General features: G+C 67.6%; 12 protein-coding genes and 1 pseudogene. 8 read left to right on the forward strand and 5 right to left on the reverse strand.

All coding sequences use genetic code 11. The annotated features are described in order from the left end of the window. Positions 1-98 precede the first annotated feature (98 nt). On the forward strand, positions 99-821 hold the full coding sequence (locus JOD64_RS03305) for a helix-turn-helix domain-containing protein (RefSeq protein ID WP_239559373.1): 723 nt from the start codon (positions 99-101) through the stop codon (positions 819-821). A 57-nt stretch (positions 822-878) separates the two neighbouring features. Further along, positions 879-1538, forward strand: coding sequence for a dihydrofolate reductase family protein (locus JOD64_RS03310; protein ID WP_204940844.1), 660 nt, complete (start codon positions 879-881; stop codon positions 1536-1538). Between the two features lie 201 nt (positions 1539-1739). Here JOD64_RS03310 and JOD64_RS03315 read toward each other — a convergent pair whose 3' ends face one another. Together JOD64_RS03315 and JOD64_RS03320 are read right to left on the reverse strand one after the other, a co-directional pair. Beyond that, on the reverse strand, positions 1740-3146 hold the full coding sequence (locus JOD64_RS03315) for a glycoside hydrolase family 6 protein (RefSeq protein ID WP_204940845.1): 1407 nt from the start codon (positions 3144-3146) through the stop codon (positions 1740-1742). 263 nt (positions 3147-3409) lie between these two features. Beyond that, positions 3410-5497: an NPCBM/NEW2 domain-containing protein gene (locus JOD64_RS03320; RefSeq protein ID WP_204940846.1), complete on the reverse strand. Its 2088-nt coding sequence runs from the start codon at positions 5495-5497 to the stop codon at positions 3410-3412. A 233-nt stretch (positions 5498-5730) separates the two neighbouring features. Between JOD64_RS03320 and JOD64_RS03325 the strand changes: the two genes are divergently transcribed. After that, the gene (locus JOD64_RS03325; protein WP_307813201.1) at positions 5731-6081 is read left to right on the forward strand and encodes an ArsR/SmtB family transcription factor; all 351 of its coding nucleotides are present in this window, start codon (positions 5731-5733) and stop codon (positions 6079-6081) included. A 126-nt stretch (positions 6082-6207) separates the two neighbouring features. After that, a complete protein-coding gene (locus JOD64_RS03330) occupies positions 6208-7212 on the forward strand; it encodes a zinc-dependent alcohol dehydrogenase family protein (RefSeq protein ID WP_204940847.1) in 1005 nt (334 codons plus the stop codon). 107 nt (positions 7213-7319) lie between these two features. On the opposite strand, the gene JOD64_RS03335 is transcribed toward JOD64_RS03330, so the two are convergent. Then, positions 7320-7847 carry a carboxymuconolactone decarboxylase family protein gene (locus tag JOD64_RS03335; RefSeq protein ID WP_204940848.1) on the reverse strand — a complete coding sequence of 176 codons (528 nt, stop codon included), beginning with the start codon at positions 7845-7847 and terminating at the stop codon, positions 7320-7322. A gap of 736 nt (positions 7848-8583) precedes the next feature. Here JOD64_RS03335 and JOD64_RS03340 point away from each other — a divergent pair. Beyond that, positions 8584-9855 (forward strand): poly(ethylene terephthalate) hydrolase family protein, encoded by a 1272-nt coding sequence (locus JOD64_RS03340; RefSeq protein ID WP_239559918.1) that lies wholly within the window; start codon positions 8584-8586, stop codon positions 9853-9855. 287 nt (positions 9856-10142) lie between these two features. Here JOD64_RS03340 and JOD64_RS03345 read toward each other — a convergent pair whose 3' ends face one another. Together JOD64_RS03345 and tnpA are read right to left on the reverse strand one after the other, a co-directional pair. After that, complete coding sequence (locus JOD64_RS03345) at positions 10143-10619, reverse strand: SMI1/KNR4 family protein (protein WP_204940850.1); 477 nt, start codon at positions 10617-10619, stop codon at positions 10143-10145. A gap of 169 nt (positions 10620-10788) precedes the next feature. Further along, positions 10789-11174, reverse strand: a pseudogene (tnpA, locus tag JOD64_RS32745) (IS200/IS605 family transposase). Positions 11175-11190: 16 nt separating this feature from the next. Between tnpA and JOD64_RS03355 the strand changes: the two are divergent. The 3 genes from JOD64_RS03355 (at position 11191) to JOD64_RS03365 (ending at position 14377) form a co-directional block, all read left to right on the forward strand. Then, positions 11191-12435, forward strand: a complete 1245-nt coding sequence (locus JOD64_RS03355) for an RNA-guided endonuclease InsQ/TnpB family protein (RefSeq protein WP_204940852.1) — start codon at positions 11191-11193, stop codon at positions 12433-12435. Between the two features lie 262 nt (positions 12436-12697). Beyond that, complete coding sequence (locus JOD64_RS32750; protein WP_239559375.1) at positions 12698-12883, forward strand: hypothetical protein; 186 nt, start codon at positions 12698-12700, stop codon at positions 12881-12883. 123 nt (positions 12884-13006) lie between these two features. Further along, entirely contained in the window at positions 13007-14377 is a 1371-nt protein-coding gene (locus JOD64_RS03365; protein ID WP_204940854.1) for a carbohydrate-binding protein, read from the forward strand. Positions 14378-14669: the final 292 nt, after the last annotated feature.

Here is a 14669-nt window from a genome sequence, read left to right on the forward strand (position 1 = left end):
CTGGCTCGACTGCGATCCTTACGTCTACTGACCGGGCAAGGCCTGTCAGATCGATGTAATCCGGATCAGGTGGCCGGTGACTGGAGGAGCCCTTGCGCTTGCGATTCGAGCATCGTGACGCCGAGACGGACGCGAGCATCGTCAGCCATGTGTGGCGCACCCGCAGCGAAGCCGAAGACACGATGACATCCGCGGCGCGCACGTGCTGCCAACTGATATTCACGCGGATGCAGGGGTATCTACTCGCCAGCCTGCGCGGGCCGGAGACCAGCGCGACTATTGCGCCGGTCCCGCCGGACGCCGAGTTCCTCGGTATCCGGCTCACGCTCGGCACCGTTCTTCGGCCGCATCCGGCAGCCTCGATCGTCGACGGGTTCGCGCCCTTCCCAGTGACGGGCTCGGGCCGGGTGGTCATCGGCGGCGAGGACTGGGAAGCGCCGACGTACGAGAACGTCGAGCAGTTTGTCCGGCGCCTGCGGGACGCAGGTCTGCTGGTGCGATCACGTCTGAAGGTTGAGGGGCACTTCGCCGGGCACCCCGAGGGCCACCCGTCCAAACGAACCCTTCAGCGGCAGTACCGCGCGATCACTGGCCTCTCGCAAACCGCTGTGACGCAGATCGACCGCGTGAACGCCGCGGCCACGATGCTGCGCGATGGGCGCGACTGGCACACGGTCGTCGAGGCGCTGGGGTACTTCGACCAAGCTCACCTGGCACATGCGCTGCGGCGCTACGTCGGGCGCACCGCGCGGGGGCTGCAGGCGGGCGACGACGCAAAGCTGTCGTTCTTGTACAAGAACTGCCCGTGGCCAGGCAGCTAACCTCCGTTTGCCGGCCGCCCCGACGGCTGTCCGCGATCCGGAATTCGGAGGAGAACCGTGCTGCTCAGCGTCAACGTCTTCGTCAGCCTCGACGGAATCATGCAAGGACCGGGAGCACCTGACGAGGACCGCTCGGGCGGCTTCGACCGCGGCGGGTGGCTCGTCCCGCACGCATCCGTGCACACCAACGAGGTAGTCGAGGGCTGGTTCCGTGAGGCGGACGCATTCCTTTTCGGCCGTACGAGCTATGGACTGCTCGGCGGGTACTGGCCGAAGGTCACCGCACCTGGCGACCTGATCGCCACCAAGCTGAATACGCTGCCGAAGTACGTCGTCAGCAAGACGCTGACGGACAAGGACGCCGACTGGAGCCCGACGACGGTCCTCCGCACCGGCATCGTCGACAACGTGCGCCGGCTCAAGGGGCTCCCCGGCAAGGAACTCCAGGTTCACGGCAGCTGGAAGCTCGTGCAGGCGCTGCACCAGGCCGGACTTGTCGACCTCTACCGGCTGCTCCAGTACCCGGTCGTCGTCGGAACCGGAAAACGCCTGTTCCCGGACGGGTCGACGTCCGCGACATTCGCAACCTCCGAAGGGAGCGCGCGCGTGCTGCCTGGCGGCGTTGTCTCGCTGACGCTGACCCCCACGACCCTCGGTGTGATCTCTGCGGGCGCGTACACCGTGGACAGGGGGCGCTCGACGCCGGTCGCCCAGTGACGCCGGTGCCTGATGGTGCAGGGCGTTGTCCCGGTGCCGGCCACGCAGGCTGACGACGTGACTCGACCCGGACGGCGGTGAACCCCGAGAGGTTTACCGCCGTCCGGCCGTCGCCGGCCCGACCGGCTGCCACAAGGTCACCGGCGGTCCGGCCCGGCGCGGAGAGTGGTCCTCCGCGCCGGGCCGCGGCATCGGGTGGGGTCAGCTGGCCGCGCAGGTGGCCGTCGCGCTCGGGCCGGTGCCGGTGCCCTGGAAGCCGAAGTTGGTCGACTGCCGGGCGCCGACCTGTCCGTTGTAGCTCACGTTGGTGTACCGGACGGTTCCGCTGGTGCCGGCGGCCTGGGCGTTCCAGACGCTGGTGACCGCCGCGCCGCCGGGCAGCGTGATGGTCACGGTCCAGCCGTTGATGGCCGCAGCGCCGGCGGTGACCGTCACGCTCGCGGTGAAGCCACCGGACCACTGGTTGACCGTCACCGATGCGGCGCAGCCGTTACCGGTCGGCGGCGGCGTGGTGGGGGGAGCCGTGGTCGGCGGTGCGGTGGTGGGAGGAGCCGTGGTCGGCGGCGCGGTCGTCGGCGGGGTCGTGGTCGGGGGAACCGTCGTCGGCGGCGCGGTGGTGGGCGGATTGGGTACGCCGTTGGCCAGGCTGTAGGCCAGGTCGGGCTGGAACGAACCGGCCGTGTAGCGGCAGCCGTCCGCCTCCCCCGGCGGCTTCACCCAGAGGTACGCGTCGATGTTGCTGTCGCCGGTGTTTGTCGTCGGGTACTGCCCGATGCGCCGGTCGGTGTTGTCGTCGCCGCACCAGTCGCCGCTGGCGCCCCCGTTGCGGCTGGTGTCGATGACCTGGCGCTTGCCCGAGATGCCCATGCCGTTGAGGGCGGAGATGACCGCCCGGCCGAAGTTCGCCTCGTTGGAGGTGGAGTTGTAGTTCGACACGTTGCTGAAGAAGCCGTCGGCGTACTGCACGCCGGCCGCCCGGAGCCGATTGGCCGTCTCACCCGCGCTGTTCCAGGTGGAGTGACCGGCGTCGAGGTACACCTTGGCGTTGGAGTTGCCCGACTTGATGGTCTGCGTGGCCGTCGAGATCGCCTGGTTGCGCGCGCTGATCTCGGCGCTGCTCAGGCACGTCAGCAGGGCGAGCGAGTCGGTTTCCAGGATGATGATGACGGTCTGGTTGCCCAGCCCTCTCGCGAAGTTGGACACCCACGTCTGGTACTGGTTGAGGTCCGGCGCCCCACCGGCGCTGGCCCCGCCGCAGTCCCGGTTGGTGATCTCGTAGACCGCCAGCACCGGGATCTGCTGCGCCGCGTTGGCGGCACCGATGAACCCGGAGACCTCGGACTGCACGGTCGACGGGTTGAAGTTGGCGAACCAGCGAGCCTGCGGCTGACTCGCGATCTTGTCCCGGATGACGGCGGTACGCGAGTCGCCGGGGTTCGCGGCGACCCAGCGGACGACGGCCGAACTCGGGTCGCGGTAGAGCGATCCGGACAGCGTGCCGGCGGAGGCGCTGCCGACGGCGAGGCAGACGCCGATGGCGGTGGCGCCCGCGACGGCCGCCACGCTGATCGCCGCCGATCTGCGGCGGAGCGAGGAGAGGGTAGGCACGACGTGTTGCCTCCTGATCACATAGATGTTTCTAAGTTTATGGGAGCGTTCCCATGGACGGTAGCGGAGGCACGCGTCGCTGCCAAGATGTGGAGACTCGTCGTCGAGGCAGTGACGACGGCGAATCAGTAGGCCAGGAGGAACTACCAGACCGCCGACGGCTCCACCCGGAAGGCGGCCATCTGCTGCTGGATGAAGAGCGAAGCTCCGGCCAGGGCTACAACCCCGGCCGGAGCTTCGATCACACGGCGATTGTCCAGGCGTCAGCAGCTGGCGTTCAGGCCAGCCCAGTCGGCGCGGTCGTTGTAACCACCGTCGCCGCCGTCGCCGACCAGCAGGTCGAGCACCCGGACGCCGGTCAGGTCGACGTCGACCTGACGGATGTCGTCACGGGTCAGCACGCCGCTGTCGAACAGGACCCGCCCGTCGCCGACCACCTGGAAGGTCGAGGTGGCTCCCTCGGGCCCGACGTTGCGTACCGCGTCGTCCAGGCCGACGGTCGCGGTCAGCCGGTCGCACTTGTCGCCCAGGTAGTAACGGACCGTGGAGGGTGAGGCGACGCCGAGGCCGGTCGGGTAGACCTGGCCGACCATGCTGATCGGTGACCCGCCGCCGACGCTCTGGTCGACCGTCGGAGTCATCCAACCGCTGGTGGCGCTGATCCACGCGTGGTGGGACAGCACGGCGTCACCGGTCGGTGGCGCCGGGGCGACCACCACCGTCGACACCGACGTCTGGCGCGACTTGCCGCGCCCGACCACCTCGTACGACGTGGTGGCGGTCAACGCGGCATCCCCGGGGGCGGCGGTGGCTGGCAGGGTCACCGTGAAGGCGAAGGTGATGGCCTGACCTGGGGCGAGCACGACCGACGCCCCACTGAGTGCCCGGACCGTCCAGCCGGCCGGTGCCGCGAGTCCCACCTGGGGCTTGAGGACAGGCAGCAGGCCGTCGTTGCGTACGACGACCTCGACCCGCGCCTGGTCACCGCCGCCGACCACGGGTGCGGTCCCCTCCGGCGTGGCGGAGTTGCCGACCTTCGTGACCTGCGGAAGGCCGGCGGTCACGTGCGGGGCACCGGGCAGACCGCGCGCCGGGGCGACCCGGAGCAGTGCGGCGCCGTGCGCCGGAACCGCAGCGCTGAGGGTGCCCGCGCTCTCGGTGACCTGGTTGGTCCACGCGTTCTGCACGGTGAAGCGGGCTCCGGACAGGCCGACGGACGAGGCCTTCGTGGTGATGATCTTCGAGCTCTCACCGCGGTTGAGCAGCACCACGGCCCGATCACCGTTGGCCAGGCGCTTGACCCAGGTCTCGGTCGTGCCGGCGGGGCCGACGCGTACGGCCTGGACACCGGCGGGGTCCTGGTTGATCGCCAGGGCCTCGGGGTCGGTGAGCGTGTCGATCGAGGCCTGGCTGAGCTTGCGGATGTCACTGCCGATCACCAGCGGCGCGGCGGCCGCGGACCAGAGCGTCATCTGCGTACGGAATTCCTCCTCGGACATGCCGAGCCCGGGAGCCAGGTAGTCCGGGTCGTTGAAGTGCCCCGGTCCGGCGACCTCGGGGTGCCGCGCGTTCGCGTCGTAGTTGCGCAGCACGTCCTTGAACTTGATGTCACCGACAAAACCCACGTCGGTGTAGGTCCGCCAGGACTGCGCGATCTCCGGAGCATAGGTCCAGGAGTACGTCGACTGCTGCTCCTCCGGGTAGTTGCCCCAGTCCGGGGAGGTCACCGGGTTGCACAGGTTGAAGATGATCGGCCGCTTGCTGGCGTTGTTCCGCAGCGCCTGGGCGAACTCGGTGTAGGCGGTCTTCGGGTCCAGGTCGGCGGCGATCCCGCAGAGGAAGTCCACCTTCACCGCGTCGAACTCCAGGGCGGCGAAGTGGTCCGCGTCGCGCTGGTAGTAGCCGCCGCCGCTGCCGAGCCCGCACTTGCCGGGGATGTACGGACCGGCGTCGGTGTAGATGCCCGCCTTCAGCCCCTTGGAGTGGATGTAGTCGACCAGCGGCTTGAGCCCGTTCGGGAAACGACTCCGGTCGGCCTGCAGGTCACCGGCGGCCGTACGCGGCTCCGGGTCCTGCCAGCCGCCGTCCAGCCAGACGATGTCGTAGCCGGCCTTGGCCAGGCCACGGCTGACGATCGAGTCGGCAACCTCCCGTACGGACTCCTCGGAGAAGTTGCCGCCGAGGCCGAAGTAGGTGTTCCAGCCCTGGTAGGGCGTGGGGCTGAGCACCTGCTGGGGTGCCGGTTTGGTGGTGACCACAGCGTCTTTCGTGGCTGCGGCGTGGGCCGGAGCGGGCACGATCAGCAGGCTGGCCGTGACGGCGGTCAGGGCGGTGAACAGATGTCGTCTCACGCGGGGTTCCTTCACAGCAGTGGGGCAGACCCGTACTCCTGGGTTGTTTCGACCGATCTTGCGATCTGTTACGCGCGGATGTCAATATTATTTAATAAATTATGTTCGGAACGTGCGCGAGCTGTCCGCCTGCGCGCGGCCGCGCGCATGTGCAGCCGCCTGACCCGTCCGGATTACTTTGATCGGCGTCGTACGATGGCTGGGTTGTGCTGCGCCCGCGACAAGGAGTTGCCGTGCCCCGCCCCCCTAGTACCGCCCGGATCGTGGAGCACCCCGACGTGTCCGAGGTTTCCCTGCAGCAGGTCATGGAGGCGCTGGCGGATCCGGTACGGCGAGCGGTGGTGTCCCAGTTGGCCGACCGGGGCGAGGACATGACCTGCGGCTCGTTCGAGACACCCGTGTCGACGTCGACGTTGACGCACCACTTCAACACGCTGCGCGAAGCCGGCGTGATCCGCCAGTACTACGTGGGGACAGCCAAGATGAACGCGCTGCGGGCGGACGAGATCGAGCGTCGCTTTCCCGGCCTGCTCTCGGCGGTGGTGGCCGCCGCGGGCACCGAGACGCGGGCAGGTACGGCTTGAGCTCGCGGCCGCTTATTCCGACGATGGTCGAAGTTTGACGGTGGTCGAACTTCGGGTTAGCGTGTGGGGCGGCACCGAGCCGCTCGGCGTCGTTACCGTGATCCCTAGTGCAAGGACTCATGCACCGTGGCAAAGCTCGTACAGTTCGACCGGATCGGTGGACCCGAGGTTCTGACCCTGCGTGACGTGGAGGTGGCCACTCCGGGCGCGGGTGAGGTCCGGATCCGCGTCGATGCCATTGGCCTGAACCGGGCCGAGATCATGTACCGCGAGGGCGTCTATTTCGACCAGCCCGCGTTCCCCTCCACCCTCGGCTACGAGGCCGCCGGCGTGATCGAGGCCGTCGGCCCGGGCGTGGACGGCCTCGCCGAGGGCGACACCGTCGCGGTCGTGCCGGCGTTCCTGCAGAGCAGGTACGGCACGTACGGCACCCACATCATCGTCCCGGCCTCGGCTGTTGTGCCTCGCCCCGCCCAGGTCGACCCCGCTCAGGCGGCAGCCGTGTGGATGGCCTACATCACCGCCTACGGCGCCCTCGTCGAGTCCGGCAAGGTGCGTCCCGGCGACCACGTGCTGATCACGGCGGCCTCCAGCAGCGTCGGCCTGGCCGCCATCCAGCTCGCCAACCACATCGGTGCGATCCCGATCGCCACCACCCGTGGTTCCGGCAAGAAGCAGCGCCTGCTGGACGCCGGCGCAGCCCATGTCATCGTCACCGACGACGAGGACCTCCCGGCCCGGGTCAAGGAAATCACCAGCGGCGAAGGCGTCCGCCTGGCCTTCGACCCGGTCGCCGGCCCCGGCGTCGAGACCCTCGCTCTCGGCATCGCCACCGACGGTTTCCTGGTGGTCTACGGAGCCCTCGACCCGCGCACCACCCCGCTCCCCAACGCGCAGTCCTACCCAGCGTTGAACAGCAGCACCTACACCCTCTTCGAGATCACCATGAATCCGGAGCGCCTGCGCCGCGCCGTCGCGTTCGTCAACGCCGGACTCGCCTCGGGTTCCTTCGCCCCGGTCGTCGACCGCACCTTCGACCTCACCGAGATCGCCGAGGCCCACCGCTACATGGCGGCCAACGGCCACGTCGGCAAAATCGTCGTCACCGTCACCCACGACGACACTGTTTGATGCCGTAGGCAGGTGAAGGCCTCCGGTTGTGGAGTGGAGCCGTCCAGGAACCGCTCCGGCAACAGGAGGCCTTCCTGTCCCCCGCCGACGCCGCCAAGATCCGGCTGTCAACCGCCGGCACCGTAGACGCCGGCGCCCATCGGCTTGTCGATTTCCAGGTCCGTTGCCGCGGCGACCCGGGCGATCATCATGTATTGCCCGATCACCATCAGAAGTTCGACCACCTCACGCGGGGAGAGTAGCCCCGTCAGTGCGGTGGCGGTTTCGTCGGAGGGGCGGACGTCGCGGACGACTTCGGTCGTGAACTGCAGGACGATCCGCTGGTCCGGCGAGAAACAGTCGGCCTCGATCTCGTCGCGCCCAAGCGCGTGGACCATCTCGTCCGTGGCACCGACGGAGCGGGCGATCGGCGCGTGCTGGACCCACTCGTACTGGACGTCGCTCAGCCGGGCAACTCGCAGGATCGCGATTTCGCGCAGCAGCGGGTCGAGGGCCAGGTCCTTCAGCAGCGTGCCTCCCCAGCGCATCCAGTCCGGAAACGCCGTCTCGGCATTGGCCATGACGCGGAAGAAATTCAGGGGAAGCGCGGCCTGCAGCGCTTCGCGCACCGGCGCGGGGGCGTCAGCAGGGTTCACGCATGGCAGGCGACTCATAATTTCCCCCTCATAATCGGCAAATCGGGTGTCACGGACCATATCCGATCCCAGTTGCGCTCGACGCCGATCCGCTCGGGGAGACCGGCGATGGGGCAGCGATGAGCGCACCCGGAACGCACTGTCGGCACGCGTTGATCTTGCGCGTCCGCAGGGGCTCGAACCCTGACTCCTGATTCGTAACAGGCCCGAAACTACCGGTTGAAAAACCTGGAACTTTCTGCCAGCCTGAGAGCCATCGATCAGTGTGAACGTTAACAAGATCCTTCCACCGCTGGAGGCGCCACACGCGACCGCCAAGCCCACCAGCATGCCAGGCGACCCCGTCCACCACTTCTGAGCGGGGCTCCACTCGGACAGCGACAGAGATCTTTCTATCCCACCCCCGGTGGATCAGCATGATTTCCCGGGCCCGCCCCGCCAGGCGTACCCGCCTCCGCGAAAACGCACTCTTTCCGGAACGGCCGCGAAAATTCTGGCCCTGAGCGTGTCGCAGGTGTCCACTGTGGCCCATTTCGCCAAGACGACAACTGCCGGGTCTGCTGACGCTGGAGCCCGCCCCGCACCCACCCATCACCAGGAGGTATCGACAGTGCGAGGACACGGACACCATCCCCCACCCTCGGGGAATGCCCCTGCTGCTCGAACGTCCCGCAATCGGGGACGGCTGTTCAAGCTCGCCGCGGCCGGGCTCGCAGCCGCAGTCGGGTTGTTCACCCTGACGGTGACGACCGGGTCGGCGTCGGCCGCCGACAACCCGTACCAGCGGGGCCCGGACCCCACCCGGACCAGCGTCGCCGCCGTGAACGGCCCCTTCGCCAACACGTCGGTCAGCGTCCCGACCGGGTACGGCTTCAACGGCGGCAGGATCTACTACCCGACCGACACCAGCCAGGGCACCTTCGGGGCCATCGCGATCTCGCCGGGTTACACCGCGTTGTTCTCCGCCGAACTGGCCTGGATGGGACCGTGGCTGGCCTCCCACGGCTTTGTCGTGATCGGCATCGAAACCAACAGCCGTAACGACTTCGACACGGCCCGAGGGACCCAGTTGCTCGCCGCGCTGGACTACCTGACACAGCAGAGCCCGGTACGCGACCGGGTCGACCCCAACCGGTTGGCGGTCGCCGGTCACTCCATGGGCGGCGGTGGCGCGCTGAGCGCAGCCACCCGGCGCTCGTCGCTGAAGGCAGTGGTCGGCATCGCGCCGTACTCGCCGTCGTCGAACCTGGCCAACGACCGGGTGCCCACGATGATCTTCGCTGGGCAGGCGGACACGGTGGTCACCCCGTCCTACGCCACCAACCTCTACAACAGCCTCCCGGCCACGACGGAGAGCGTCTACCTGGAGGTTGCCGGCGCCGACCATGGGTTCATGGTCGGACGGTCGAACCCGGTGATGATCCGAACCATGCTGCCGTTCGTCAAGATGTTCGTCGACAACGACACCCGGTACAGCCAATTCCTCTGCCCGCTGGCGGACTCCAGCGGCGTGGTCACCTACCGCAGCACCTGCCCGTTGCTGCCCTCGACGCCGACCACCCCGACGGCGACCCCCACCAACACGCCGACGCCCACCGCTTCGCCCACCGTCCCACCCAACTCCGCCAGCGAAATCGTCGGCACGCAGTCCGGCCGGTGCATCGACGTACCCAACGCCTCACACAACAACGGCACCCGGGTAAGCCTCTACGACTGCAACAGACAGTCCAACCAGTCCTGGACCTACACCGCAGGCAGACAACTACAGGTGTACGGCAACATGTGCCTGGACGCGGCAGGCTCCGGCAACGGCGCGGCGGTCCAGATCTACAGCTGCCACAGCCAGACCAACCAACAGTGGAACGTCAACTCCAACGGCACCATCAGCGGCGTGCAGTCCGGACGATGCCTGGACGTCTGGAGCACGGCCAACGGAGCCCAGGTCCAGCTGTACGACTGCCACGGACAAACCAACCAGCAATTCAGGCTCGTGTCCCTCGCCCGATAACCATGATCGACTCGACCGACAACCTGTTCGAGGGCGTGCAGATCGACAAGCTGTACGGCGGGATCGCACACACCTGAGACAGGCGGCTGGACCGAAAGCGGGCGGGCTCGGCGACATGCCGGGTCCGCCCGGGTCGCACGGGCTGATCAACGCATCGACAAGCACTGCCAGCGCCACCCGGCCTGTTCGCCCGGCCGGCCGAGGCACTGGCTGCCGAGGGGCTGCGGCGACAGGTCGCATCGGTCGGGCAGGCGTACTCCTGCCCGGGTTCTCAATCCGGGTGCTTGTCAGACTTGAACACCCCGCCGCGCCACGAACTCCAGGAAGTCTGATGCTTCAACGGTTGGGTCGCCGGCGTCGTGATAGTGGAACCACACCTCGTCGCTGCATCGGCCATTCAGGACGGGGAAGCACCAGTAGTCACCTGTGCCGACAGGAGCTATCGCGACGAACGACCCGTCCCGGAACTCGGCCTGACTGACGGAGACAACGTCGTCGACCTGGTTCGAGGACCCTGCTGCGGGTATGGGCAGCAGGTCGAGGAATCCGAAGGAGCCGCCCCCGTAGCGCACCATGAAAGCCTTGTACTGCTCAGGCAAGGTCACACTCAACCTTCGCTCCGCCTCGGCGGTCTCCTCCGCCGACGCGGTCAGTCCTTTGATCACCTTGAAATCTTCAACTGCATCGAAGCCCGACCGGGCCACGCGGGCTCGTAGTGATAGAACCTGCTCGTCGAACTCCGCGAAGTCCATGCCGTCGATCATCTCCGACTCCTGGACAGGTAATGGTGCCGCCGGTGGTTGGAGTTGGAACCGAAGATGATGCCCTGCGTGCCCATCGTCGATCTGCTACCGGAATGCGGGCCAGTGCTCCAGCCTTCAGGCCGGGGGTGAAGGCTCGCGGCTGGGAGCGCCGCTAGGCCCGAGCAGTGCCTTAACCGGGACGGTTCTGCTGCTTGATGTACTGCTTTACGACGTTCAGCGGCGCGCCGTCGACGGAGCCTGCGAAGTACGAGCCTGACCAGAGTTTGTTGGCTCGGTAGTACTGGTGTGTGAGGTCGGGGAACTCCTGCCGCAGGCGGCGGGAGGAGACGTCCTTGAGGTTGTTGACCGGCCGGGCCACGGCCGCCTTGGTGGGAAGTTGACCAGCAGGTGCACGTTCTCGTCGTTGAACTCGACCAGCTCGGCCTCGAAGTCGGCGCACACGTCCGGCATGATCTGTTCCATCGGGGTCGGGTGTCGGTCGGTGAACACCTTGTGCCGGAACTTCGTAACGACAACCACGTGCCGGCCAGTGCGCATGCCTTGAGGTTCAGCCATAGACCAACATGGGACAGTGGTCATTGTGCAGCTGCGTTACAACTACCGGATCACCCCGGACTCCGCCCAGCGCACCGCGCTGGCCCAAGCGTTCGGGTGCGCCCGCGTGGTCTTCAACGACGGGCTGCGTCTGCGTCAGCAGGCACGCGCGGTAGGCGAGAAGTACGTCTCGGATGCCGACCTGTCGAAGTTGGTCATCACTCAGGCCAAGGCCACCGAGGAACGCGCCTGGCTGGGCGAGGTTTCCGCCGTGGTGTTGCAGCAGGCCCTCGCTGACCTGAACACCGCGTACCGCAACTTCTTCGCCTCGATCACCGGCAAGCGCAAGGGTCGCACGGTGGCCCCGCCCCGGTACCGGTCACGTAAGGACAACCGGCAGGCCATCCGGTTCACCAGGAACTCCCGGTTCAAGATCCTGGACAACGGGCGCCTGCGGTTGCCGAAGATCGGCGACGTGCCGGTGCGCTGGTCGAGGACCCTGCCGTCCGAGCCCAGCTCGGTCACAGTGATCCAGGATGCGGCAGGCCGGTACTTCGCCTCGTTTGTCGTCACCACAGGCGAGGGTGAGGCGCTGCCTCCGGTCGAGTCCGAGGTGGGCATCGACGTGGGTCTGACCCACTTCGCGGTGCTCTCGAACGGCACGAAGGTCACCGCACCGAAGTTCCTGCGCCGCGCCGCCCGCACACTCAAGCGGCTGCAACAGCAACTGTCTCGCAAGCAGAAAGGCTCGGCCAACCGCAAGAAAGCCGTCGTGAAACTCGCCAGGGCGCACGCCCGGGTGGCTGACACCCGCCGCGACTGGCAGCACAAGCTGTCCACGACCATCGTTCGCGACAACCAAGCGATCTATGTCGAGGACCTGTGCGTCGTCGGTCTCGGCCGGACCCGCCTTGCCAAGTCCGTCCACGACGCCGCGTGGACCAGCTTCACCAGCATGCTGGAATACAAGGCCATCCGATACGGCCGCACGTTCGGCCGGGTCGACCGGTTCTTCCCATCCACCCGGATGTGCTCCTCCTGCGGACGCGTCACCAACAAGATGGCACTCAACATCCGAGCGTGGCGCTGCCCGTGCGGCAGCGCCCACGACCGGGACATCAACGCGGCTAAAAACATCCTCGCGGCGGGACGCGCCGAGAGCCTAAACGCCTGTGGAGCGCAGATAAGACCAGCATCCGTGCCGGCACCGCGCGAGGAAACAGGAATCCGCCCAGACGCCGCGTGTTCCACGCGCAGCGTGGAGGGAATCTCCGCCCTTTAGGGCGGAGAGAGCGTCAAGAGCCGGAGTGACCACGCCGCGCCCTGACCCGGCGTCGCGTGCCACATGGCTGGCCTCGGTGTACGCGAGCGTCAGAGGAGCCGGTGGTGCGGTCACCACCTCGGTCGAGGAACCAACAGTCGGCCGAAACTACAACCGGGTCGGTGTGCGACTCGGTGACGGCACGCCGCTGTGGGTCCTTCTCAGTCCCGCGGCCGCCTTGGTCGCTGCAGCTCAACAGCGAGATCCTCATCTGATCACCCTGTTGTTCGCTGACGTCCCGGGCGGAGAGATCTATCGCCGAGCGGGATTGCGGGTCGCCACTGCGGCGGAGCTGGAGCAACCGATCGAGGATCGGTACCTCCGGGTGCTGACCGACGCAGAACGCCGAGACGTCGCCTACCACCGTCCGGGCCGGCTTGGCGACCTGCTGTTCAACTGGTTCGACTGACCTGCCCGTGAACCTCGCGGCTCGCCCCCAAACTTCCCGGGATCTGTAAACAACCCTTGATATTAAACTTCACGAACGTCAATATGTGGAGGTCGCGGGTCGTCGATGCCTGGGGAGTGAGCCATGAGAAGCCGTCGGATTTTCGCAGTGGTGGCCGGGGCGGCGATGACCGTCACGGCCGCCGTCGCCTTCGTCCCCAGCAGCATCGCGGCCGTGTCCTCGGCCAACGCCGTCCCGATGGTCGCCTGCACCGCCCCGGCCTGGGCCGAGGGCACCACCTACCAAACGGGCGCCCAGGTCACCTACGGCGGCCGGCTCTACCAGGCTCTGGTCACGCACACCGCGCACCCCGGCGCCGGCTGGAACCCCGCCGCGACGCCGTCGCTGTGGCGTGACCTCGGCGCGTGCTCGGGAAGCACTCCGCCGCCCACCACGCGACCACCGACGACCCCGCCGTCCACCACCGCGCCGCCCACCACGCCGCCACCGACCACACCTCCGCCCACCACGCCGCCGCCCACCACGCCGCCGCCGACCGGTGGGACCTGCGGGGTGAAGTCGCGGCCCACCGGCAAGGTGTTGCAGGGCTACTGGGAGAACTGGGACGGCGCCTCCAACGGCGTACACCCCGGCCTCGGCTGGATCCCGATCACCGACAGCCGGCTCAGCCAGCACGGCTACAACGTGATCAACGCGGCGTTCCCGGTGATCCGCTCGGATGGCACGGTCCTCTGGGAGAACGGCATGGACGCCGGCGTGAAGGTGTCCACCCCGGCCGAGATGTGCCAGGCCAAAGCGGCCGGCGCCACCATCCTGATGTCCATCGGCGGGGCCGCCGCGGGCATCGACCTGAGTTCCACCGCAGTCGCCGACCGTTTCATCGCGACGATCGTGCCGATCCTGACGGCCTACCACTTCGACGGCATCGACATCGACATCGAAACCGGCCTGACCGGCAGCGGCAACATCAACACCCTGTCGACGTCGCAGGCCAACCTGATCCGGATCATCGACGGCGTGCTGGCCCGGATGCCGTCGAACTTCGGCCTGACCATGGCACCGGAGACGGCCTACGTCACCGGCGGCAGCGTGGTCTACGGCTCGATCTGGGGCTCGTACCTGCCAATCATCAAGAAGTACGTGGACAACGGCCGGCTCTGGTGGCTGAACATGCAGTACTACAACGGCAGCATGTACGGCTGCGCCGGCGACTCGTACCCGGCTGGCACCGTGCAGGGCTTCACAGTGCAGACGCAGTGCCTGAACAACGGCCTCACCATTCAGGGCACCACCATCCGCGTGCCGTACGACAAGCAGGTCCCGGGCCTACCGGCGCAGAACGGGGCGGGCGGCGGCTACATGTCGACGTCGTTGGTCACGCAGGCCTGGAACTCCGTGCCCGGCCTCAAGGGCCTGATGACCTGGTCGGCGAACTGGGACGGGTCGAAAGGGTGGACCTTCGGCGACAACGTGAAGCGCCTGCAGGGCCGCTGACGGTTGAGGGCGCCCCAGCTTGGCCCCAGGCTATGGCGTCAAGCTCACCGTCGCACAGCCGACCACGCGGTGGCGATAGCCCACGCTAGCTGGTCAATTGCACCTTGCTGCCCCGATTGCCGGAAAGCCGGCTCACTAGCATCCCGGACCAGCACAGTCCCGGCGAGGATGGCGGCGGTGCTTGGTCCCTGGGAAAGGAAGCGGCAGAAGGCACGATAGGCATGAATGTCGGCTCTCGTGAGGGGACCAACGATAACCGCCGAGGACTACGCCCGTACCCCTGGAGGGGACC

This window comes from Micromonospora luteifusca (genome assembly GCF_016907275.1).
GTDB classification, from domain to species: domain Bacteria; phylum Actinomycetota; class Actinomycetes; order Mycobacteriales; family Micromonosporaceae; genus Micromonospora; species Micromonospora luteifusca.